This is a genomic window from Clostridium paraputrificum AGR2156 (assembly GCF_000424025.1).
Classification (GTDB): Bacteria; Bacillota; Clostridia; order Clostridiales; family Clostridiaceae; genus Clostridium; species Clostridium paraputrificum.
The window spans coordinates 488,082-512,755 of the sequence record NZ_KE384122.1 but is presented as its reverse complement, the minus strand read 5'-3'; the positions used below and the strand labels follow the sequence as shown (position 1 = coordinate 512,755).

General features: G+C 28.6%; 22 protein-coding genes. 8 read left to right on the top strand and 14 right to left on the bottom strand.

Going from position 1 to position 24,674, the window contains the following annotated elements; translation table 11 throughout:
• Positions 1 to 447 precede the first annotated feature (447 nt).
• Complete coding sequence (locus G594_RS0117240) at positions 448 to 654, top strand: alpha/beta-type small acid-soluble spore protein (RefSeq protein WP_027099688.1); 207 nt, start codon at positions 448 to 450, stop codon at positions 652 to 654.
• 97 nt (positions 655 to 751) lie between these two features.
• Here G594_RS0117240 and G594_RS0117235 read toward each other — a convergent pair whose 3' ends face one another.
• From G594_RS0117235 to G594_RS0117210, 6 genes are all read right to left on the bottom strand, one after another.
• The gene (locus G594_RS0117235) at positions 752 to 1,054 is read right to left on the bottom strand and encodes a spore coat protein (protein ID WP_027099687.1); all 303 of its coding nucleotides are present in this window, start codon (positions 1,052 to 1,054) and stop codon (positions 752 to 754) included.
• Positions 1,055 to 1,058: 4 nt separating this feature from the next.
• Entirely contained in the window at positions 1,059 to 1,274 is a 216-nt protein-coding gene (locus G594_RS0117230; RefSeq protein ID WP_027099686.1) for a hypothetical protein, read from the bottom strand.
• A gap of 38 nt (positions 1,275 to 1,312) precedes the next feature.
• Entirely contained in the window at positions 1,313 to 1,984 is a 672-nt protein-coding gene (locus G594_RS0117225) for a manganese catalase family protein (protein WP_027099685.1), read from the bottom strand.
• A gap of 183 nt (positions 1,985 to 2,167) precedes the next feature.
• The gene (locus G594_RS19995) at positions 2,168 to 2,326 is read right to left on the bottom strand and encodes a DUF1540 domain-containing protein (protein ID WP_065254241.1); all 159 of its coding nucleotides are present in this window, start codon (positions 2,324 to 2,326) and stop codon (positions 2,168 to 2,170) included.
• Between the two features lie 61 nt (positions 2,327 to 2,387).
• Complete coding sequence (locus G594_RS0117215; RefSeq protein WP_027099684.1) at positions 2,388 to 3,770, bottom strand: CehA/McbA family metallohydrolase; 1,383 nt, start codon at positions 3,768 to 3,770, stop codon at positions 2,388 to 2,390.
• Between the two features lie 115 nt (positions 3,771 to 3,885).
• Entirely contained in the window at positions 3,886 to 4,986 is a 1,101-nt protein-coding gene (locus tag G594_RS0117210; protein ID WP_027099683.1) for a hypothetical protein, read from the bottom strand.
• A gap of 169 nt (positions 4,987 to 5,155) precedes the next feature.
• Here G594_RS0117210 and G594_RS0117205 point away from each other — a divergent pair, with 169 nt between their 5' ends.
• Entirely contained in the window at positions 5,156 to 6,304 is a 1,149-nt protein-coding gene (locus G594_RS0117205) for an SEC-C metal-binding domain-containing protein (protein ID WP_027099682.1), read from the top strand.
• A gap of 216 nt (positions 6,305 to 6,520) precedes the next feature.
• Here the strand turns inward: G594_RS0117205 and G594_RS0117200 are convergent, their stop codons facing one another.
• From G594_RS0117200 to G594_RS19330, 3 genes are all read right to left on the bottom strand, one after another.
• Entirely contained in the window at positions 6,521 to 8,059 is a 1,539-nt protein-coding gene (locus G594_RS0117200; RefSeq protein WP_027099681.1) for an AbgT family transporter, read from the bottom strand.
• Positions 8,060 to 8,358: 299 nt separating this feature from the next.
• Positions 8,359 to 11,022 carry an EAL domain-containing protein gene (locus tag G594_RS19800; RefSeq protein ID WP_027099680.1) on the bottom strand — a complete coding sequence of 888 codons (2,664 nt, stop codon included), beginning with the start codon at positions 11,020 to 11,022 and terminating at the stop codon, positions 8,359 to 8,361.
• A gap of 167 nt (positions 11,023 to 11,189) precedes the next feature.
• Entirely contained in the window at positions 11,190 to 12,887 is a 1,698-nt protein-coding gene (locus G594_RS19330; RefSeq protein ID WP_242829743.1) for a cell shape-determining protein, read from the bottom strand.
• Positions 12,888 to 13,112: 225 nt separating this feature from the next.
• On the opposite strand from G594_RS19330, the gene G594_RS0117185 reads away from it, so the two are divergent.
• The gene (locus tag G594_RS0117185; protein ID WP_051196075.1) at positions 13,113 to 13,844 is read left to right on the top strand and encodes an AzlC family ABC transporter permease; all 732 of its coding nucleotides are present in this window, start codon (positions 13,113 to 13,115) and stop codon (positions 13,842 to 13,844) included.
• A 1-nt stretch (position 13,845) separates the two neighbouring features.
• The gene (locus G594_RS0117180) at positions 13,846 to 14,175 is read left to right on the top strand and encodes an AzlD domain-containing protein (protein WP_027099678.1); all 330 of its coding nucleotides are present in this window, start codon (positions 13,846 to 13,848) and stop codon (positions 14,173 to 14,175) included.
• A gap of 22 nt (positions 14,176 to 14,197) precedes the next feature.
• Here G594_RS0117180 and G594_RS0117175 read toward each other — a convergent pair whose 3' ends face one another.
• Complete coding sequence (locus tag G594_RS0117175) at positions 14,198 to 15,496, bottom strand: homoserine dehydrogenase (protein WP_027099677.1); 1,299 nt, start codon at positions 15,494 to 15,496, stop codon at positions 14,198 to 14,200.
• Positions 15,497 to 15,584: 88 nt separating this feature from the next.
• Entirely contained in the window at positions 15,585 to 16,685 is a 1,101-nt protein-coding gene (locus G594_RS0117170; protein ID WP_027099676.1) for an AI-2E family transporter, read from the bottom strand.
• A 152-nt stretch (positions 16,686 to 16,837) separates the two neighbouring features.
• Here G594_RS0117170 and zupT point away from each other — a divergent pair, with 152 nt between their 5' ends.
• A complete protein-coding gene (zupT, locus tag G594_RS0117165) occupies positions 16,838 to 17,599 on the top strand; it encodes a zinc transporter ZupT (RefSeq protein WP_027099675.1) in 762 nt (253 codons plus the stop codon).
• A 60-nt stretch (positions 17,600 to 17,659) separates the two neighbouring features.
• On the opposite strand, the gene G594_RS0117160 is transcribed toward zupT, so the two are convergent.
• Positions 17,660 to 18,538, bottom strand: a complete 879-nt coding sequence (locus G594_RS0117160) for an IS1/IS1595 family N-terminal zinc-binding domain-containing protein (protein ID WP_027099674.1) — start codon at positions 18,536 to 18,538, stop codon at positions 17,660 to 17,662.
• A 176-nt stretch (positions 18,539 to 18,714) separates the two neighbouring features.
• Between G594_RS0117160 and G594_RS20230 the strand changes: the two genes are divergently transcribed.
• Positions 18,715 to 18,891: a hypothetical protein gene (locus G594_RS20230; protein WP_155849330.1), complete on the top strand. Its 177-nt coding sequence runs from the start codon at positions 18,715 to 18,717 to the stop codon at positions 18,889 to 18,891.
• A 12-nt stretch (positions 18,892 to 18,903) separates the two neighbouring features.
• Positions 18,904 to 19,167: a spore coat protein gene (locus tag G594_RS0117150; RefSeq protein ID WP_027099673.1), complete on the top strand. Its 264-nt coding sequence runs from the start codon at positions 18,904 to 18,906 to the stop codon at positions 19,165 to 19,167.
• Between the two features lie 73 nt (positions 19,168 to 19,240).
• Here G594_RS0117150 and G594_RS0117145 read toward each other — a convergent pair whose 3' ends face one another.
• Together G594_RS0117145 and G594_RS19325 are read right to left on the bottom strand one after the other, a co-directional pair.
• Positions 19,241 to 20,998: an SUV3 family DEAD/DEAH box RNA helicase gene (locus tag G594_RS0117145; protein ID WP_027099672.1), complete on the bottom strand. Its 1,758-nt coding sequence runs from the start codon at positions 20,996 to 20,998 to the stop codon at positions 19,241 to 19,243.
• A gap of 189 nt (positions 20,999 to 21,187) precedes the next feature.
• Positions 21,188 to 23,437, bottom strand: a complete 2,250-nt coding sequence (locus G594_RS19325; RefSeq protein WP_051196074.1) for a LamG-like jellyroll fold domain-containing protein — start codon at positions 23,435 to 23,437, stop codon at positions 21,188 to 21,190.
• A 320-nt stretch (positions 23,438 to 23,757) separates the two neighbouring features.
• Here G594_RS19325 and G594_RS19320 point away from each other — a divergent pair, with 320 nt between their 5' ends.
• Entirely contained in the window at positions 23,758 to 24,669 is a 912-nt protein-coding gene (locus tag G594_RS19320) for a patatin-like phospholipase family protein (RefSeq protein WP_051196073.1), read from the top strand.
• The last annotated feature ends 5 nt before the right edge of the window (positions 24,670 to 24,674 follow it).

Here is a 24,674-nt window from a genome sequence, read left to right as displayed (position 1 = left end):
AAGTAGATTTATTTCTACCTGCTAGCTTTTTATCTAGTCCACAATATCTTTGAGTTATATCTAATTAAAATTTTATACTTTCTTATACATTAAACAAAAAAATACAGCAAGTACATTTATATCAACCTGCTGTATTTTTACTTAATTAGCAATTTAAGACACACATTTATTATACTATCTAACTAATATTTCTGTCTAGCATATAGTTCAATAATTTATTTTTTTTATAAAAACTCCCTCTTTACTAATTCTTAATATAAATACATGAATTATTAAAATTAATGCTTTAATTAATCTACAATTTTTCTACATAATAATTAAATTAGGAATTATAGATTTATATTTACATAATAGATATTTATTTCTAGTTTACTTTTTTCATATTTGGTTAATATAAGATTGTACAATATTTGTGCAAATATATTAAATTATAAGGAGGATGCAGATATGTCTTCAAACAATAGTGGTAACAGAAACTTAGTTCCAGAAGCAAAGAAAGGACTAAATTCATTAAGAAATGAAATAGCTTCAAGCTTTGGACTACAAGATTATGAAAATACCGATAAAGGAAACCTTACTTCTAAACAAAATGGAAGTGTTGGTGGAGAAATGGTTAAAAGAATGGTAGAACAATATGAAAATGGACTTAAATAATTAATGTCCTAAAAATAATTAGTAGAGCATTTTATGCTCTACTAATTATTTTTTTATACCAAAACACAGTGTTTTATTTATCTTATTACTTATGATACTACTTATTGTTACCAATAACTTTTTTTGATTCATCATAAGAACAAGTTAATTGTTCAACAGGTGCACTATATGGTTTAATCCAGTTCTTACTGATACTTAGTTCTGTAAGTGCTGTATGACCTTCAACGATTTGTCCCATTGATGCTGAATATATAGCTCTTAGCTCGGGTGTACTACTTGTTAATGTAGAATTAAGATACATGTCTGCTGCTTCTTTAGCTGCTGAAAGCATACTTGCCGCTATAATAGAATCCTTTAGATCAACATTATTTTTTATTAAATTTCCTATCATATTCTTCATATCATTATTCCCCTTTAATATCTAATATATTATTTTCATTAATAAATTGTTGTATACCTTTAATTCTTCCTTCTGCTGCTAAAATACTGGTTTCTGATTGTCTTCTTAAATCTTCATCTGAAATTAAAGAATTTATTGCTCTTTGCATAATTAATCCATCAGTTTCCATTTTTAAAGCTGCTGCTAAAGATATTTTTTCAATTTCTGAAAGTTTTCTCATTTTTATACCTACCTTTATATATTTTATTTTGAACTAAATTATTGTCTTGGATTTTCAAAAGATGGTGGTGTTGGATTTGGTGCACTATGTTCTGGCCCTGGATTTGATAAATTGAAATATAATTTAGAATCCTCTGTTACTCCAAAATCTTTATTAGAACCTGTTTTTTGAACTTTATTAAGTGCTTCTCTAAATAAAGCATTATGCGCTTCTTCTCTATTAAGAAGAAAATCTATAGTTGCTCTTACTTCCTTATCATCTATCTGACGATATAAATATTCATAAACCACCTTAGCTCTTTGCTCTGAGGCTATATTAGATAATAAATCAGCAACCAAATCGCCAGTAACGGTTACATAATCTGCTGTCCATGGTGCTCCAGATGAATTAATTAGTACTGGAGATAATCCACATTGTACATGTGTTTGAATTTCACCATTGGTAACTTCGCTATTATTCACATCATGTCCATTCAGTAAATTTATAGTTTGCGCGACCATTTCCATATGACTTAATTCTTCAGCTCCAATATCTAGAAATAAATCTTTAATTTCAGGGTTCTTTATTCTAAAACTTTGAGAAATATATTGCATTGCCGCCTTAAGTTCTCCATTGCCTCCTCCTAATTGCTCTTGCATTAACACTGCATATTGTGGATTAGGTCTTTCTACTTTCACTTCATGTAATAATTGTTTTTTATGTTCAAACATTATTATCACCTCTATTTTTTATTTTTCTAGCTTATTGTTTCCTACCAAATTAGATTTATTCAATAAATTCATATTCTCCGAATATTTTACATATAAATTAATTAAATATAGTAAAAGAATTATTCTTATAATCTAATAATAATTAAAAAGACTAGAGAAGTATTTTCTCTAGTCTTTTAATTATTATCTTAATTCAAATGATTCACAATCTGTACATTGTGGAACTTTAGGGTGTTGTTCATGTGTTCCTACCTTTATTTCATCAAGTGTACAATAATTTTCATCTACTGCATTATACTTGCATTCTTGTACTGAACATTTTATAGAACTATTTTTATTCATTTCTCATTCCTCCATATAACTAATTTCGTATTTATGTTAACCTATTCTCATAAATATATTCTTATTTTTCAATGATAAAAATAGGATTTGAAAATGCAAATGGAGCTGTATTCCTAACTCCAACTTCAGTTAATAAAGACTGTCCTTCTTCTTCTTTTCCTTCTACTTCCATTCTGATAAAATCTCCTGGTACTACCCTTACTCTTTCTACCATTTCAAAAGTATTATCATTAATATTTTTTTCAGAAATCACTTCACCATTTCTTATTAATCTAACTTTAGAAATACCATTATAATATTCACCTTTTAAATTAACCTTTATAACTTCTCCCATGGAACTTACTTTGTAGTCATCCCCCATCATAGCATTATTTACCTTAATCTCTAATGAAGGTCCATTAGTTCCATACATATGTCCCTTCTTTTGGGCTTCAATTATACCTTCTTCAGTGAAACTTTCTGAATATGTTTTTAAGTATACCTTCCCTATATCAACTGGGTAATGAGCATCTGTTTCTGCAACTCCATAAAGATGCTTTCCTTCTGTATTTAATTTATCCCATTGAATAAATGCATCATTATTATATTTATTTTTTGGCCCCCTACAGCCATTCCACACTTCAATTCCATTCACCCCATTATAATCAGGAAACTTCCAACTTAACCTGCTATCAAAAGGATGAGCAGCATAAATTAAAGTATTATAATTTCCAAGCTCTTTAATTAAATTATCTTTAGATAAAGAGCTATAATTTTTATTATCCTTCACATTCATTAAAACTGCATGACCTGAAGATGTAGTATATTCATTTCCTTTTATAATTATTTCTCCATTACCTTTAGCACTTTTTGATTCCTCATATCCATTGCTATTATTATGATCAGTCATTGTCATATAATTTAATCCAGCGCTTCTCATAGCCCATATATTTTCTGCTACACTCCCATTACCATCAGAATAGTTAGAATGAGTATGATTATCCCCCATGAACCATCCCTTACCACCAACTGTAATTCCACCTAGTTTTATATTCTTCAAGCCTTTATTAGGTTCCTTAACTTGTACTATAAACCTTGTACCTCCACTTTTACATTTTACCTTCCATTGAACATTCCCCTCTTCATTTGGCTCCAAGGTATCTATTGAAAAATTACTTTTTCCTAAAGGTTTACTTTCACCATCACAAATTAACTTACCCTCTATTTTTTCTTTTTTATTATTTGTTATGTTTTTTATCTTTAAATTAACAATTACTTCATCGCCAGAATTTAACAGATCTCCAGCTTTATCTACACTTCCTTCATACACCATATCTTCTTCTGTAGATGCTGTAACTACTCCTATATCCTTTGAAAAGTAAATATAAGCTCCAACTCCTATAAGCATTAGTATTAGAGGGAGAATTGCAATAAATAGTTTATAATGTTTTTTTCTTCTACCCATTTTACCCTTCCTTTCTCTAATACTATTTTCTTTATTTATTTATAAATTATTCTAATTTCTTTATAGTTTTATAAAGAATAAAAAAAGAAACCGCAAAGCGATTTCTTTTTTACCCTTATATCCTCAATTTATCTTCTTCAAGTTCTATAAATTTATTTATAAAACTGATAAATTCATTTAAAATCTTATCATTTATATCTATTACTGTAACTCTCTTACTTAGGGAATCATATCGACCTAATGAAATATACACCTTGTCCTCAATATAATAAAGCAAATATCCTACTTCCAAATCTTCATGAAATATAATTTCTTTACTATTAATCTTTGAGGATTCAAAAAGAAAACTACTTTCCTTTGATAATACCTTATGAAATCCCTTACTTTCATTATTATATATGTATCTATTATTGTTTAAATCTAAATATAAGTCCTTTTTATATTTCTTCATACAAGGTATAAAAAGAAAGTTTTTACTCTGAATAAAGGCTATAATATAATCTCTTAATTTATATGCTTCTTTGTCCTCTTCAAACCTAAATCCAGTTTTATTACATAATTTCATTATTTCCCCAAAATAACCATTCCACTGAAAATTGTAACTTTCCCACTCCATTAATTCTTCCATTAAGCTTTTAAAATCTATGCTGCTATATTTAATATTTGCAAAGGAGTTCTTAATGATTTCACTTTTAAATACATCTTTTTTTCTATTTTCATTTCCATCTAATGAAGATGCATTTCCTAGTGCTTGTACAAATTCTGCAAGCCTATCTCCAAAGCTTGTTGTTATTATTATTTTTAAGGTAATCCTATCAAACTTAACAAGCTCATTTTTCTCTTTACATTTATTAACATACTTTTTTACACAGTCTATACTTTTAAAGGTATATCCATTTTTTATATAACTTCTATACAAAAAATTTTTATTTATGCACTCTTCCTGTAATTTCATATCATATGTGTTACTTTCCTTGTCCTTAATACCAATTATCAAGTCAAACTCATTTTCAAAGTACTCATCTAAAGCATACTCCACTGCCTTAATATAAGTTGAATCTTCTTCTAATACAGATTTACCCATATCACCATAAATTTCATTGGTAATATCTTCTTTACACAAGCTTCTTTCATATGATTTACTTACTATTATCATCTTATTTTTAGGAAAAATATAACACTTTCCATATTCCACAATATATCCACTAGTTTCCACAATATCCCCCCATTAAAAGACCTTATAATCAATTATATAACCACTTCATACTACTAACAACAAGTAAATTATGTAATGGTATTTACTTGACTTTTTGTCAAAAAAAATGGATACTATATAAGGTTAATGGATAATTATAAATGTTAATATATAGCAAAGGAGAATTTTAATGCATACTAAAAAGTACTACTACGATGAGCAACTAAGAAAATACTATTTTGAAAAATACTATCAAACTTTTACTAAATGTAAGAATAGTTTAAAAGAATCTAATACTTCAGAACTTTTATCTCTTCAAACTAAACCTACACTTACAGAAATAGCTAAGAGGTTAGATATTAAAGGGTATTCAAAATTAGGTAAAGATGGGTTAGTTAATCTAGTATCTGCTTATATTACTGATAATATAGATAATATACTTTGCGAACTATCTTATAAGGAACTTAATCTGTTAAAGGAATTAGCTAAAGAAGACTTAGTTGAATATTCTTTTTCAATAGATAACTTAAACTTAATTGGAGGATTATCTTCTCTTGGAGTACTATTTAAATTATCTATAAAGGATAATTACTACCTTGTAGTACCAAGTGATATAAAAGAAGGAATAAATTCTTTAATATCTTCTAAAAAATATATTTCCAACCTTAAAGAACGTTCAGAAGGAATCAATCTTATAGATGGATTAATGACTCACTACGGTCTTTTATTAGGTGGAGAATTATATTCCATAATAACTAATAAGGAAAGTACGGTTTTTAAAGAGGAAAACTTAGATTTTTACTTAAATTATATTTTTAGAAGCTATGAAGCATTTACAGAAGGTAACGCATTAATTCACCCATTTCTTTTCTCACCTGAAGATGTATACGAGGAATTAAGAGTAAGACAAACTATTCAATATAACTTCAGCAATGAAGATTTCTTTATTTCTTTAGGTAGAAATTTCAAAGATACTTGGGGTGAAGAAGTACTAGAACTTAAAAATATTCTTTCTAAGACTAATTTAAAAAAATCCGATATAGATTCATTACTTAGTCAGTTAATATTCTATATAAAAAATGACATGGACACTCAAATAATAGTTGAATTACTAACTTCTTATAAATTAGATTTAAGTAATAAGTCCTTAGCTGATTCAATAGTTAACTCTTTCTCTAAGATCTTTAACAATACACCTATATGGTCTTTAAAGGGCTTAACACCAGCAGAATCAATAGCTAGACAAAAGACTACTATAATAAAGGATAAAGAGCCTGGAAGAAACGAGCCTTGCCCTTGTGGAAGTGGAAAGAAATATAAGAAGTGTTGTGGTAGATAACACGTACTAATTATAATCTCCTAAATAAAAAAAACTGTAAATTTTCTACACTTTTTATTATTTAGGAGATTTATATATTATTAAATCCTGGATAACTCCAACAATTTAGCAATATAAAAAATAAAATTATATGCACCTAATCCTTTTTTCATATGAGTTTTCAAAAGCAGAGTGCGCTAAAAAAGACTTAGCTCAAGAAAGAGCTAAGTCTTTTTATTAAATTCCTAGTGGAATTCCAAATGTAAAGAATACTATTAATAAGATTGTCCAGGAAATCAAGAATGCTACTGAATATGGGAACATTAACTTAATCATATCTCCTAAAGTATATTCAGGCTTATATTTCTTCATGAATACAAGGATAATACCTGCATATGACATAAGTGGTGATATCACATTAGTTGATGAGTCTGCAATTCTATATGCAGCTGCAACCATATCTGGAGTTAGAGCTCCATTAACTTGGTATAACATTGGTATAAATATTGGTCCAAGTAACATCCATTTTGAAGTTAATCCACCAACGAATAAGTTGATTATAGCAGTAACTATAATGAATCCTATTAATAATAAAATTGGTGAATCAGATAATCCTAATGATTGTAATCCTGTTGCACCTAAGTAAGTTATATATGTACCTAAGTTTGAGTAGCTTAATAATGCTAAGAAGTTGTAACAGAAGAATGTTAATACCAATATAGATCCCATTCCACTCATTTGCTTTGACATAGCTTGAACTACATCCATAGCATTATTGAATTTCTTTAATTTCATTCCATATAGTAAGCCTGGAACAAAGAATACAAATGTAATTATAAGAATTATGTTATCCATAAATGGCTTAACTGTTGCACCCTTATCATCTACATACGTAGCAAGTGGTCCAAAGTAAAGTACTGCTGCAAGAGCTAAGGCAATTAACAATCCTAATCCTGCCCATTTTAAAGCTTTATTTTCTTCTTCTTTAACTGTAAAGTCAGCCATATTCATATCTTCAGGAACAATGTATGTTTCTTTTTCTAATCTTGGCTTAATGAATTTAGCTGTAACAAAATAACCAACAACTGATAATAATACTGTTGAAGCAACTATAAATATGTAGTGCATTGTTGCAGGAGTAATAGCTTGTCCCGCTGCTGTAACAAAAGGTATACCTTGACTTTCAGCAAACACCTTTGCGTTGTTACCAACAATAACATCTATAGGTGTACCTGGTATTAAGTTAGCACTAAATCCAGCTGATACCCCAGCAAAAGCTGCTGCCATACCTATAAGTGGATTCTTCTTTAATCCAACATATAACATACCTGCTAATGGTATTAAGATTATATATCCTGCATCAGTAGCTATACTACTCATAATTCCTAAGAATACTAAAACTACTGGTAAAAACTTATCTGAAACTTTTAATCCTACTTTTTTAATTAAAACTGATAGTAGACCAGATTCTTCTGCTAGTCCAACTCCAAGCATAACGATTAATATTGTTCCAAGAACTCCTCCACCGTATGCTAACCAGTTATTTAATAATGCATTTCCAAAAATCCATCTAAAGTTTTCAGCCGCAAACATGTTCTTAATTTCATAAGATATTGTTCCCCCATCAGCGGCTAATGTTTCAAACTCCATTCCACCCATGAATATACTCGCTATCATAACGATTGCATATAATATCATAAATATAATTACCGGATCCGGTATTTTTTTACCTACTTTTTCTATAAAAGACATTTTTATTTTATCTTTTTTACTCATTGGTAGTCCCCCTTTTTCGTCATTTTTTATTTTTTCGATTTAACATGTTAAATTAATTATAAGCATTTTTATAATAATTATCAACAAATATTAAAATTTTTATCATTTTGTTAGATATATAAGTCATTTTCACTCATTTTGTTACTTTTTATAATTTTATTCAACATTTAATTTATAAACTGTAAATTAGTTCCGTATGTATCCGTAGATAGTTATTCTGATTGTTCCGTCGCAAGCTCCAAGTCACAGCTTTCCTAAAGAATAAAAAAAGAAGCTACTTTTAATAGCTCCTTTAAATACTAACTATGTTGTTCTAATAATTTTTTAAATTCTTCTCTTTCTATTGGTTTACTTATAAAGTACCCTTGAATTTTGTCACAGTTTAAAGTCTTTAGTAAGTCTAATTGATCCTGCATCTCTACACCTTCTGCTATTACATCTAACTCAAGGGTATGTGCAAGCTTTATTAATGTTTCAATTATAGCTACTGTTTTTCTATCATTTTCAATCTTTGATAATAGACTTCTATCTATCTTTATGGTATCAATAGGAAGAATTTTTATATAACTAAAGGATGAATATCCAACTCCAAAATCATCTAAAGCTATCATCACTCCTAAAGCTTTAATTTCCTTCAATAACTCTACAACTTGTTTTGCATCTTCTAAAACTTCATCTTCTGTAATTTCAAGCTTTAAGCCATTTGGATCTAGCCCAACTTCATCTAATACATCCTTTAATTTATCAATAAATTTATGTTGTTTTAAAAATCTATAAGAAGCATTTACTGACACTTGAAAATCCTTAAAGCCTTCTTTTCTTTTTTCTTTACAGAAAATACAAGCTTCCTTTAATACATAATTGTCTATTTCGTAAATATCTCCTGTTCTTTTAGCAATATGAATAAATTTGTCAGGATATATTACCTTTCCATCCCTTACCCATCTTACTAAAGCTTCTGCTCCAATTATCATTTTTTTATTTACGCTATAAATAGGTTGGAAGTTAACTACAAATTCTTTATTATCTATAGCCTTTTTTAATAACCCTTCTATTAATATATCTTCTAACATCTCTTCATTAAATACTTCTATAATATTTCCACCTGAATTTTTGCTCTTATACATAGCAATATCTGCATATCTAATCAACGTTTCTATATCTGTTGTATGATTAGGGAAAGAACTTGCCCCAATGCTTGCTTTTAACTCATAATTGAAATTTTTATACTCGAAAGTCTTATTAAGTTTTCTTAAAATCTTATTCCCTAAGTTTTCTGCATCTGCTTTAGATAGTTCTCCCTTTTTAACTAACAGAAATTCATCTCCCCCTAGTCTTCCCACTTCAATATCTTCTTCTAAGTTTTGCAAGGTAAATGCAGCTTGGCATAACACTTCATCTCCACTATTATGTCCTAACGAATCATTTAAAGACTTAAAGTTATCTAAATCTATAAAGAATATGCTAAACACTTTCCCATCTTCCTTAAGCTGTGCCATGTAATTGTATAAACTATATCTATTCTGAAGACCAGTTAATACATCATAGTCTCCTAAATATCTCATTTCATCTTCATTTCTTCTATTTTCAGTTATATCTGTAAGTAACATAGCAAAATGATGGTTCTCAATTGGATATACAGCTATTGATGCCCAATTGTTATTTCCTAGTGCAATACAATTTTTGCTTAATGTCTCTCCATCTCTTTTACCTGATGATAATATGTCCCTTATAAATTCTTCATCATTAATTTTATCAAAGAAAATTTCTTTAAAGGTCATTCTATATAGATTCTTTTTAGGAATATTTAAAATTTTTGACATAGATGCATTCACATCAAGGAGATTTGCATCAACAACATTTCCTTCTTCATCCATAATCTCTCCAAAATAGGCATATCCATTATCTAAGCCCTCTAAAAGCTTAATACTTTTTTCTTCATTCTCCATAAACAAATTATTTGACGTCTCTAAAGCATCAAACATTTCATTTATATCACTAGTTAGTTTACTAATTTCATCACTACTATTATCTAAATCAAGTCTCTCTTTCAAATCTTTATTTTCTTTTATCCTGTTTATTCCTTCGCTTATTCTCTCCACTCTTTTTATAACTATGTTCTTCATTAAAACTATTAAAATAATGTTAATAATAAGATTAATAGATATGAACATAACAGATAAAATAATAATATTATTTTTTTGACTCTCTTTTACTACCAATGGCTCTGAAACTTTAATATAATAATTCTCTCCATCTACACACTCTATTTTATAGTAAGCACTTACATCACTTTCATTTGTTACTAATTTAATGTTTTCTCCACTATCTAGTTTAGAGTCCTCCACCTCACCAGTAGTAGCTATATCTTTTAATAATGAAACATTTTTATTCATATCTTTAGAAACATTTTCTATAAATCCATCATCAAAACTATCTATAATCACCACATAATCAGATGAGTTGTACTTTTTATTGTGTGAAAAAATATATAACCCTTCTTTTCCTGTTATATATCCCTTTTTAATATCCTTTTTTTCTTTTATTATTGTTTTTATTTTATTTAGTAAACTCGAGTACTCATTTTTACTTCTATCACTTACATCCTTAGATTCAAATTTCTCTTTTTCATTAAGATTTGAATCTAACACAACTTTAAAATCAATATTGTCATTTTTAAATTTATTTATAATCCCTAATTCCTCTAAAGCATTAGTTTCATTTAATTTCTCATTATATGTATCAGCTAGCGATAACAAGCTTGTATAATCATTTCCTTTTCCTATTACCTTTGATACTTCTCCATTCACTCTATTTATACATCCGGATGCTATTCCACTTATTCTAGTCACTTCACCGCTATATAAATACTTTGATACAAAGCCCATAGATATCATATATAAAGTTACTGTAACTAAAGATATAGTCATAAATAATATGACAATTTTTTTTGATAACTTCATATCCTACTCTCCCCTATACGTTTTATTATTAATTTTTAACATTTGTGCCTTATTTACAATTATATCTTATTGTAAAAAAAAGATAAATATATATTATTTAGTAAGAAAAAGCATATTGATATGTATCCAAAAAAAGAGGAGATATTGCTATCTCCTCTTTTTACCCATTATTCTACTGGCATAGTAGTTATATTCGTAAATCCATTTACTATTATATATTTACTTGCACCTACATTTATATACTTTATTTCCACCTTATCTCCAACTTTAGTTAAAGCTATCTCTCTTGAAGTTTCTGTTGATACTGAATAAATTTTATCACTATCTTTTAACTTAATATCATAGATACTAGATCCATCTTTAACTACAAGACCAATTCTCTCAACTTCGCCTTGAATAACTTCTTCTTTGTTAGAACCCTCTAGTGAAATATTTGTATTTGTTAATCCCTCTAAATATTTATTTAATGTAGATTGAAGATTATCACCAACTCCTACTGTATTGTAGTTCTTAACATTAACCATTGCATATTGCTTAACTAATCCATTAGAATCTTTTAATGTTGTAAAGTAAGTTGGTTCCCCTTGAATATTAATTAAATATGGGAATGTAGCTTTATATCCATATTGTTGAACCTTACCTTCTGCAGATCTAATAGCAGCTTCTTCAGTTGCTCCAGCTGTCTTATACATTGTAGTTTTACCAGTTCTTGTATTTGTTAATGTAAATCCAACTAATCCTTCATCGTTACCCACAGATGTTATTCCTGTATAATAGAAACATTCATCTTTATTAAATATTAAGTTCATTCCTGTAGTTGTTTTTAACTTATCTTTATCATTAAAGTTAAATACACCATGAACTAATTCTCCCCACTTATTAATATAGTTATTAATAAATTTTGAAGGTTGAATTCTATCTATCCATTTAGGCATATTATCTATATCATATATTTCAGATTCTCCTGTTTGAGCATCAATAACTAATGCCCCAATAGCCTTTGCTTCTGTAATACCAATAGCATTGTCATATCTAGTAACAACCCAGTATGGTCTTCCATTATCATCTAATTCAAAAGTAAAGTCCGTATGAGCTGATTTCATATCTCTTAAAAAAGCTGCTCTATGAAGATCACTTAAAAGATATGATGATTCTAAATATTTAATTTTTAAAGGCTTTCCATCTAATTCTGTAACCAATTGAACATCATTTTGATTAGTTGCACTTACTTTTATATAACCACTTGTACCTTCTCTATTAGTAAGCCACTTAATTAGTGAAGAATGCTCAAGTGGAGCTACATAGTAAAGTTGTCCACCAATACTTTGTAAATGTAATTCTCCAATTGTCACCTGACTTCCAAGAGAAGGAATTTCTCCAAGTTTTTTATCTGCAAGCTTTGCAGCAAGTTGTGTATCTATTGTTGGTAACTGCTTCAAATCAATATGTTCAATTTCATTAGAAAATTCAATTTCATCAACAGTTCCTACTAAATCTCTATGTGCCTTATAATTTAATATAGGGCTACATAGGAATAAAACTACTCCGTATAATATTGCTACTACTATCCCAATTATAGGTAACTTTTTCATAGAATGAGTTAATCCATATAATACTGAAACTACTACGAAAGGTGCAACTATATAAAATGCACTTAAAGATACATCCAATATTAAATCAGATGCTAAAAACTTTGATATAGCAATTGCTATATAAGCTAATGCTAACCACTTTAAAAAGCCTACAAAGGACCCCTTCTTTTTAGGACCTCCACCATTATTAAATCCTTTAAATTGTTTCCCAAAATGAGAAAAAATTTGTCCAAAAATATCTCCGTTAAAATCTTTAAAATTACCTTGTTCCATCATTGCCTCCATAATTTACACTATTACTATCTTTTGTTGTGATAATTATAGCATAATAAGTTATGTAATACCACATATTTTATAATTTTTTTTTTATTTCATAAGCTCTATCTCTATCATTTATGACTCTAATAATTATCTCTGCAATCATAAATAGAATTATATTATACTACAAAATACATATGGTATAATTTTACTTAAGGAATTTTTAAGGGGGGCTTTTAAATGATTGAAACAATACATAATAAAAAGGAAGAAAATAAACTATCTAGAGATGATGTAATATATGGAGTAAAAATGGCTATCCCTATATGTATCGGGTATATACCTCTTGGAATAGCTTCAGGAATTCTATCTCAAAAAGCAGGATTGTCTCCAATAGAAATTGGATTCCTTTCTTTATTCGTATTTGCAGGAAGTGGACAATTTATAACATCATCAATGCTTATAGCTCATTCTTCAATGTTTTCTATAATACTTACAACTTTTATAGTTAACTTAAGACATATATTAATGAGCTCAACTCTCTCTCAATACTTTAGTAAATGTAACAAAAAGTTTTTATTATTTTTTTCTCATGAAATAACAGATGAAACTTTTGCTATTAATTTAATAAAATTTAAAGAAGGTAGATGGAATACACGTAGAGCCACTATACTTAATATAGTTTCTCATTCTACATGGATATTATCTAATATATTGGGTGGGGTTACAGGTTCAATATTCAATTTTAATGATACCATAATTAACTTTGTTCTAACCTCTATGTTTATATGTCTTTTGTGTCTTCAACTTAAGGGAGGAATATACATTTTATGTGCTGTTATTTCTGGATTTACAGCTGTTAATCTTTCTTTGATTATGAACAACAATTTATATGTAATTATAGCTACCTTGCTATCAGCAACCCTTTGTTACTTTGTAGAAAAATTCATTAAAATCAGAAAGGGTGTTTAAGATGGAAGTTAATACAATTAATGTTATCTTACTTATACTAGGAATATCTGTATTTACCTATATTCCACGTAGTTTACCTATGGTATATCTTTCAGGAAAAGAACTTCCAAATTGGCTTATCGAATGGATGAAGTTTATTCCTGCAGGAATTTTTGCTGCTTTAATATGCCCAGGAATTTTCACTGATAATGGTAGTTTAAACTTAAGCTTTTCTAACATAGAACTTATGGCATCTATTATTGTTTTATTAATTTCACTTAAGAAAAAGTCTTTAGGACTTTCAATTGTAGTAGGAGTCATTACAATAACTATTCTAATGACAATAATATAAAAGGAGCTCAAAAGAGCTCCTTTTAATTAAAATCTTCTATTCTTATCATATTATTAATTTCTTTTACAGCATCAATATCTTTAACTTCATTAATTGCACCTTGTAACTGTTTTTCCTCAGTATAATGAGTTACTAAAACTAATCCTACTTCTTCTTCATTTTTAATTCTTCCTCTTTGAATTACAGAACGTAAACTTACTCCATGCCTACCAAATATGGCTGTAATTTCACCAAGTACACCTGGTCTGTCTGTTACTGTTGTTCTAATGTAATACCTACTAGTTATATCATTAATTCCCCCAATTTCTTTATGCCATAAGTTATTTTTTTCTACTGGAAGTCTATTTTCAGTATCCACATCACTTCTTAAAATTGATACTATATCTGCTACAACAGCACTTCCTGTAGGTAAATCTCCAGCACCTCTTCCATAGAACATTAAATCATCTACTGCATTTCCTTTAATAAACACTGCATTAAAGGAATCATGTACATTTGCTAAAGGATGAGTAGCTGGTATCATTGTTGGATGTACCCTTAACTGAAGTTTTCCATCTGTTTCTTTTGCTATGGCTAATAACTTAATTACCAATCCAAAATCCTTAGCATATCTAATATCCTTTGAAGTTATTTTAGTAATTCCTTCTCTATAAACATCATCTATCTTAACTTTAGTTCCAAAAGCTAAAGAAGATAAAATTGCAAGCTTATATTGGGCATCAAAACCTTCAATATCAGATGTAGGATCTGCTTCTGCATATCCCTTTTCTTGTGCTTCTTTTAATACATTCTCAAAGTCACTACCTTCAAGTTCCATCTTACTTAAAATGAAGTTTGTTGTACCATTAATTATTCCATATAGTTTTTCAATCTTATTTGCTGTTAAACTTTCATTTATAGCTTGAATTATAGGTATACCACCTGCTACACTTGCTTCATAATTAAGCATAACCTCTTCTTCATCTGCTTTTTTAAATAATTCATCACCATATGTAGCTAAAAGCATTTTATTAGCTGTAACTATATGCTTCTTTTTATTTAATGACTTTAAGATATACTCCCTAGCTGGCTCTATGCCTCCCATTACTTCAACTATTATCTTAATAGAATCATCATTTAAAATTTCATCAAAGTTAGTTGTTATTAACTCTTCTGGGACCTTAACTGCTCTAGCTTTACTAGGATCTCTTACAAGGATTTTTGCAACTTCAACTTGGCATCCTGAACGCTTCATGATTTCTTCACCATTCATTTGTAGAATATTCCATACCCCACGCCCAACATTACCTAAGCCAAGCAATGCTATTTTTACTTTTTTCAATTGGATTCCCCCTTTTTAATGTATTTTTAATCCCCAATTTTACATGTTTAAATCCATTATATTATTAATCTGGTAAAAATTCCATACCTTATGGTGTTTTATTAGGGCTTATTATATCATATAAAATAAATGCTCCTAAGAAATAAAACATTCCTACAAACCCTACCGGGGTTATTATTAAGAATAATGCAATTATTATTACTAATGGATTTAACCCTAAGAATGTAGACATTAATTGTTGCTGTAAGAACTGTCTTATTACAACACATCCAATATACCCTAAAATAATAATTAGTATTCCCTTATAGTTTTGCCCTAACAAAGCTGTTATTCCAACAATTCCATAAACCAAACCTGCACCAAATATAGGAAGTGCATCTAATACTCCTGTAATAATTGCTATTACTACTGCATACTTTATTCCTGCAAATTTGTATATTACAGATGTGTAAATTATTACTGCTATCATAATAAGTGCAAAGGCCTTCAGATAACCACCAAATATTTCATTTTTCTTTTTTCTTAAACTTCTAATTAACTCAATTCCCTTTTCAGAAAAGGCCCCTTTTAACTTTACTTGTATTACATCTATATCTTTAGTAAAGAAGAAAGTTGCTATAATCGTTATTATCACCATTACAAATGCAGCTGGAATTGATACTAATATATTTAATAAGTTTTGAACAAATGTAGCTGCAAGTGATGTCCCAATAGATATTAGTTTAGGTATTAACTCATTTATCTTTTCTAAAATTCCTGAATCTATGTCATTAGCATTCTTTAAAAGATTATTTATTTCTAAAGAAACTGTACTCATTATATTATTTAATGTATTTTTATCTGTTATGTATGTATAAAAGTTATTTAATTGCTCAGCTATTTTAAACCCTATTATAAATAGTAAAAAAGCTGCTACTGCAACAATGGTTATTGTTAAAACCATTGAAACAAATCCATCTGTAAGCTTAAACTTTTTTAATCTTTTATTTATGCATAGAATTCTATTTTTTATTGGTCTTAAACTCATTGCAATAAGAAGTGCTATTACAAATGGAATTGCATATTTTAATCCCATTGCAAGCAGTATAAAAAGCACAGTGTATATTAGTAGAAACTTAGATATTCTTTTGCAACTATTTATTAACTCTGGTGAAAAGTACTGAGTAACGCTATCCAAAAAGTTCTTCATTTTCCTTTCCTTTCTTATGTTCTTCTTTATTTTATAAAGCATTATAGTTTAATTTTTCTAAATTTACAATAGCATTATATTAAAGTTGGAATTTTTATAGATATTTCAAATAAATTTAATAAGGTAGATAAGAAATTTTTAGGAGTTGTATTATGTTTGATAGTCAATCAATGATTTCATTATTATTATCATTACTAGCAGGATTATCTACTGTTATAGGTGCATTTATAGTTTTCTTTTCAAAATCTTCAAATAAGAAGCTAATCACCTTTGCTCTTGCTTTTTCTGCTGGGGTTATGATAACAATATCTTTTACAGATTTATATCCTTCGGCTCAGGAAACCTTAGTTAAGCAGGAAGGGCACTTAATGGGAGTACTGTTATCCTTATTATTTATGATTATAGGAGTTCTTATAGCATTCTTAATAGACCACTTCATTCCTGAAGGAGATAAAAAAGGTGGTGACCTTTATAGAGTAGGCTTTGTTTCTATGATTGCAATTATGCTACATAATTTCCCTGAAGGTATCGCAACCTTTGTATCAGGTTATCAAAGCACTACTTTGGGTATCTACATTGCAATGGCAATAGCCCTTCATAATATTCCTGAAGGAATTTCTATTGCTATGCCAATATATTATTCTACAAATAGTAAAAGTAAAGCTTTTAAGTATACCTTTATTTCAGGAATTGCTGAACCTGTAGGTGCTTTTTTAGCCTTCTTATTCTTAAAACCATTTATTAATGAAATAATTTTAGCTGTTATATTTGCACTAGTTGCTGGAATTATGCTTTATATAGCATTCCAAGAACTTATTCCAGAGGCCAGAGCCTATGGCTATAATAAACTATATATTTTTTCATTAATATTAGGAATTTGTATTATACCAATAAGTCATATATTCCTTACATGATGATACTTTAGGCTGTATAAAATATCCTATAAATCTTTTTAAGTTAATTGTTGTTACTTTTTATACGGCCTTTAGATTTTTTATTTCATTTTCTTTTATATAAGAGTCATAAATATTCAATGAATATATAAGATCCAGAGATGATATTTCAAAAGTTATTACAAAAATATTTACTAAATATAAGTAATGTACTAAATACTTTGTTGCTACACCTCTATAACCTTTCAAAAAGTTTTTAAAGGTTTTATTATAGTTTTTCAATACTTCTGATAGCTCTATATTTATCCTACTTTTATCACTTCCATTATGCTTCTTAGCTATTACATCTAGGTACCTATCTAAATATGCATTAATATAGGCATCCTTATCAATTTTCTCATAAAATAATTTATTAAAATTTTCAATGTTCCATATACCAATAGATATTGGCCTAGATATTATATTGTCTCCTGAATCCATTGCTATAACATTCCAAACATTTTTCCTTTCCTTATTCCTTATTTGCCTTTTACCTTTAAAATTCTCTTTAATTAATATCTTTGATATATGTATATTATTTTCTAATTTTTCAGCTTCTTTAACTTTTGCTAATGAAAATAATATTTTATGTCTCCAATAAAATGCTGTTGGCAAACTTATCCCAAGCTCTTTAGAGCACTCATCTAGCGTTTTTCTTTTCAACATGAGTTCAATATATTTTATCCAAGTTTCTGAATTTTTCTTAGAATAATAAAAGGATGTGTTTGTTTTATTAGAAAAAGTTTTCCCACATTCTTTACATCTATATCTCTGTACATTTTTATAGTATCCAAACTTTATTATATTTTCAGACCTACAATGTGGACATTCTGTAATCCTTATACTTCGATATAAATCTATATCAAAAATTTTATTTAAGTGGATCTCTAAATTTCTTAAGTTTAAATCATATTTTATCATTCTATATCACCCACTCTAATTCTTGACAACTTTTACAATTTATAACCTTAACAACATTTATCTTTAAAAGAAGTTCATAGCTAAATTTTATGTATAAACTCCAAATACTTTAGAATAAATAAATCCTCTCAGGGGAAAATAATTTCGTATCAATCAACATAAGGAGGATTTTTTAAATGACTCAAAAAGAATTACTTTATCTTGAAGATTTACTGGGTGCCGAAGACCAAGCTAATAAAATATGTTCTGATTTTGCCCAAAAAGCTCAAGATCAACAATTTAAAGATCACTTTACCGCATTAGCTGCTTACCATAAGCAAAATATAGCAAAATTATATGCAATGCTAAAATAGGAGGTGTCATTAATGAATGGGTTAACTGATAAAGAGCTTATTACTGAAGTTCTTACAACAGAAAAAAACTTAGCTAATCTATACAATACAGCTGTAGAAGAATCATCTACAGAACCATTACATACAGATTTAAATAGCCAATTAAATCAAGCATTAACAAAACAAAATGAAACTTTTAAATTAATGCAACAAAAAGGCTTATATCAATTAGAACAAGTTCAACAACCTGCAATTGATAAGGTTAAGAATAAATTTGCTCAAGCTGCAGGACAATAATAGTATTAACCTCTAAATTATTACTTTTACCAAAAAAGAGGTATGCATCATCCTCTCGCATACCTCTTTTTTCTTATATTCTAACCAATATTTCATTAATTTCTTCACTAATTTTAAGTCTTTCATCATAAATCCATTGAACATCAAACTCTAAGTTAAATCCCTTACAGAAAGAATAATACATATTTATTTTCTGATAATAAATCTCTAGCTCATCTAATGTTCCACCTAAAATAGTTGGTCTCGATATAACATCATTTTCAGCTACAAATAATTCATCAACGTAAAATAAGAATTGTTCCATCAGTTCATCTGAGGTTACATCAAAAGGTACCTTTAAAAGACTCCACTCTATTGTTTCCCTAAGTCTATATTTCTTAAGTCTATCTAAAACAATAATATAATCACTAATATCCATTTTTCTATAATAAGGTAGAGCCTCTTTTCTTGTACTCCATAATGCTAACTTTTCAATTAAAGGTAATGTCTTTATTCTTAAAATTGCATCTGAAGGACCTATTACTGCTTCAGTAATAATTTTGTCTTCCCTAATAAGTTTATCCTTAATAACTTCAGCATTATTACCAACTGAAACCACATAACCAACATCATAAATGCCCTGACGTCCTGCCCTACCTGCTATCTGCTTAACTTCTTGGGATGTTAAAAATCTAACTTCTTCTCCATCAAACTTTTTAACAGATAAAAATATTATTCTTCTAATTGGAAGATTAACTCCCATTCCTATAGCATCTGTTGTAATTAATATCTTTGTTTCCTTATTTACAAATTGCTCGTACTGCTTCCTTCTAACCTCAGGTGGTAAATCGCCATATATTAAACTAGCCTTTATTCCCTTTGATGAATATTCTTCAGCTAATTCTAAAACTCTCTTTTTTGAAAATACTACAATGGCATCTCCCTCTTCTACTTCATTATAATTAAAAGCCTTATCTTGAACCTCAAGAGGTATTCTTCTTTTATACTCTATAATTTCATATGGATCTCCACAATCATTTATGATCTCTTCTAAAATTTCTCTAGAGTTTGATGCTCCACACACATGAATCTCCTTAGCTCTTACACCAAGAAGTGCCCTACTCCATGCTGCTCCTCTTTGAGAATCATCAATCATTTGGATTTCATCAATTACTGCCACATCATATTGTCTTTTTAAATCAAGCTTTTCAATAGTACAAGACACATGAGTAGCCCCCTCTGTTATTAACTCTTCCTCTCCTGTTTGAAGGTCGCATAACACTCCCTCATTATTTAGCCTTTCATAATTCTCAAGAGCAAGAATTCTAAGAGGTGATAAATATACACCTTTATCACATTCCTTAAGCCTTTGAATGGCATTATAAGTTTTACCTGTATTAGTGTCCCCAAGATGAATTACAAATTTTCTTCTCATGCCACGTGCTTCTCTATATTCATCCTTAGGATTCCTAGGGAAGTTTTCTTCAAATTCTTCTGAAACCATCTTTGGAATATGCTGTTTAGTTAAAACAGTCATTATACCTGAGTTCAAAAGACTATTATAGTTTCCTCTCACAACTTGATAATAATCAAAATCACAATTGTTTTTCTTATTATAGTTTTCTAGTATTTTTTTAGCTATGTATTCTAATAATTCTTCATATCTTTCTAATAAATCCTTATACTCTTTAAACCCTTCATTCTTCATTCCCATAAGAAGAAGTATTTTCTTTCTAACTGTAGATTCATGTTCCATTAATGCTCCACCCTTTGAATGATGAGCTATTTCTTCTATTTGATTAATTTGACTTTTTAGCTTTTTAAATTCTCTTTGAGATGCATTCTTCTTCATGCCTTGCCTCCTACTTTTTAACCTATTACATAATTATACAATACTTCCTCTACTATTTTAATTTATATCCTATATATTTATATTTTTAAAGCCTAATACCTACCTTTTTATTTTTCTCCCTAATATGTTTACCAAAAAAATACCGCATATTCGTTGAATAATACGGTATTTTAATAGTTAATTTTATTTTTAATTTACTCTAATATTATCTCTTCTTTTCCCATACTTTATAACTCCACCCAAAGCAGCTAGTAATGAAAGTAAAGTATATAACACTGAACTTGAATCACCTGTTTTAGGTAAGTTATTATTAGAATTATTTCCAAAACTATTATCTTGACTGCCATTTGGTTTATTATTTTCTTGGCTACCACCTGGCTTATTACTCTCTTCATCATTAGAAGGCTTATCTTCTATTATCTTAAGATTATCTATTGCATTTTGTAATGTTTTTACAGTATCTAAAACTATATTATAGTTTATATTTTTATCTATTAATATAGCTTTAGCTTTATATACAACTTCCTCTAAAGCATTGAAACTTTCATAAGTATATTTATCTTTATTCAAGGATTCTGCTTTTTCCACTAATGATTTTAATTCTTCTAAGCTTTTATTTATTAAGTCTGATTTCTCCATTCCAGCAAATCTTTCTGTAAAGTTAATATTAAGCTCACTATAATTTCCATCACCAGTTAAATAATTTACATCAAAGAAAGTTCTTTCATCTTCACTTAAAGTTGCTGCGTATGGCGAAAAAGTTGAAAGATAAATCTTATTTGTATTTTCATCAAACTCTGCAAATTTAAATAAAGCATTTCCACCATTATATGCAAATTGATAATCAGCTAATACATTAAATACTTCATTACCAAAGTCATTAATTAAAATTTCATCCCCTGACCCATGACTATGTCCACCAATCATCATAAATACCTGATTGTACTTCTTTACTACATTCCAAACTTCTTTTCCTTTTTCACTTAACTTAATATCACTAGGCGCAGTATCTGAACAGTTTTGTAAATCATGGCTTGTAACAATGGTAGGTATATTAGTATTTGATAAAACCTCTTCAACCCATGATAAATCAGTATCAAAACTATGATAATCAATGGACAAAGTCATATATTTATAAGAGCCACCATCATTCACCATATAACTACTACGTCCTGAAGGGGATGTTCTAACAACATAATCTTTAGTTAACTTACCATATTCACTGTCCCCACCAAAATACTTATCAAAATATTCTGGCCAATCATGATTACCTGGTTGCATAAGTAAATTAATACCAGCTGATGGTAACTTATTAAATAATAGAGCATTATTCCATTGCTCTTCATTATTACCATTTTCAACTATATCACCCAAATTAGCTACAGATATAATATTAGCTTTATTTTTATTTTCGATTATCCAATCCATTGCAGTATCCATAACATTCTTTCTAAATTTAATAGTATTTTGAGTGTCTGGTAAAAATACCATATTATAATTACTTTCACCATTTAAAGAGAACTCATCATTATTTCCATACTCACCAACATACTCTTCTGGATTAGTAACTAGCCACTGTGATTTATCTAAAGCCCCCTCAGATATTCTAATTTCTTGATAATTCCCCCTAGCAAACTTATCTAAAAGTTGATTTTCCTCTTTCCACCAACTAGATCCAACTCTAAAACGCCCGTCATTAGGATCTGCATATAAACCAACCATATCACCACTAACATAATCTCTAAATGCTTCTGCTCCATTTACAAAAGTACGAATAGTTTTATTATCATTAACTATTGCAATATGGTACCAAACGCCACCCTTGTCCATAGATACAGACCATGATGCTGAATCCATTTTATGACTGTCATCTTTATTCGCTGATAAAAATTGAATTTCCTTACAGTTAGAAACTGCAACATTCATGGTTCCAAGTTCAGGCTCATCCATACTTTTAGAATCACCTTGTCTAGATAAAAGAGACATCCAACTATCTGAAACTGTCCAATCACTAGGTAACTTATAAACCAATTCTATTGTATACCCATTTTCAAACTCTTCTTTATTGATAGGTGCATTATCTACAGTAATAAAGTCTGCACCAATTTTATTAACACTATCTCCATTAATAACTACGCTTCCTTTAGCACTTTCATACATCTTATCATCAGAAAAACTTATGTATTTACTATAATCATCTACATTACCATAGGTGTTTATTCTTAAGTTATTTCCATTTCCACTTACATCTTTTAAAACTAAATTATTATCGGCAATACTTCCACTTTCAATATTACTTGAATCAAATTTCCACTCTGCAATTACATTTACTCTTTCCTTTACATAAGCAGAAACAACACTTGTGCCAGATACTACATTTGTTATTGTAATTCCGGCAAGAAGTAGAGTACTTAAAACTCTTTTTTTAACATTTTTCATCTCATTCTCCTCCTCACAATATATAGTGATTTTCTTTTGGAATCAATTAACATTCTACATTATTTTGTATCTATTGGTGTTAATGACCAGTTAGATTATTGTTAAATAATAACTAAAAATATAACTACAAAACCTAATAGGAAAGCTTAATGAAATCTCTATATTGAATAATATCAATTAAAAACAGGCTCTTAACTTATTTATTTTAATTACTCTATAAATAGTTTGTTTTAAAAAGAAAAATAAATTTCAACTACCAATAACCATATTACTAGTATTAACATAGATTAATCTTAGAATGATTATATAGGAGGTGTGGATTGTCCACTTTCAGAATTATCTCCTTTGATGGTGGTGGTATAAAAGGAGCTTTATCTACTAGAATACTGAAAAGACTTTACTTGGATAATCCTAATCTTTTAAAAAAAACAAATCTTTTTGCAGGAACATCTACTGGAGCCTTAATAGCCCTATCCTTAGCCTATGGATTTAACGGCAAGGAAATAGATGATATATATTGCTACAAGAATATAAAAAACATATTTTCTCCAAAAAGATTTAACTTGCTTCATCCAAGATATAAGGATAAAAGCTTGAAAAACTTCATAGAATCCACCATATCAAAAGAAGCTACTTTAAATGACCTCCAAAAATATGTATTTATTCCTGCCTTTCATTTAAAAGGAGTAAATCAAGATCACTGGCAGGGAGTATTCTTTAATAATTTAACAAAAAATATTACTTCAAATGAAAGGTTAGTAGATGTAGCTCTAGCTAGTTCAGCGGCTCCAACTTACTTTCCTTCTCATAAAAATTATATAGATGGAGGTGTTTTAACTAATTCACCTGCTATTGCATCTTTAATAACTGTACTACACAACATGAAAGGAAAATATACCCTAGATGATTTTAAGGTATTATCAATTGGAACTGGAATAACTCCTAAAAAAATCAGTTCTAACACAAAAAATTGGGGAGTTCTTCAATGGGCAATAAAACCTTTTTCAAAGGTTAAACTACCTTTAATTTCAGTTCTACTAAATGATGATGCTGCATTGGAGGATTTATATTGTAGTGAATTGCTTGGAGATAACTATCTTAGAATAAACCCAATTTTGCTAGAAGATATAGAGATAGATGACTATACTAAAGTACCTTTATTAAAACTAACAGCTGATAACTATAACTATGAGAAGGCTAATAAATTTATAAGAGAACAATTTCTAGAATGAGGGGG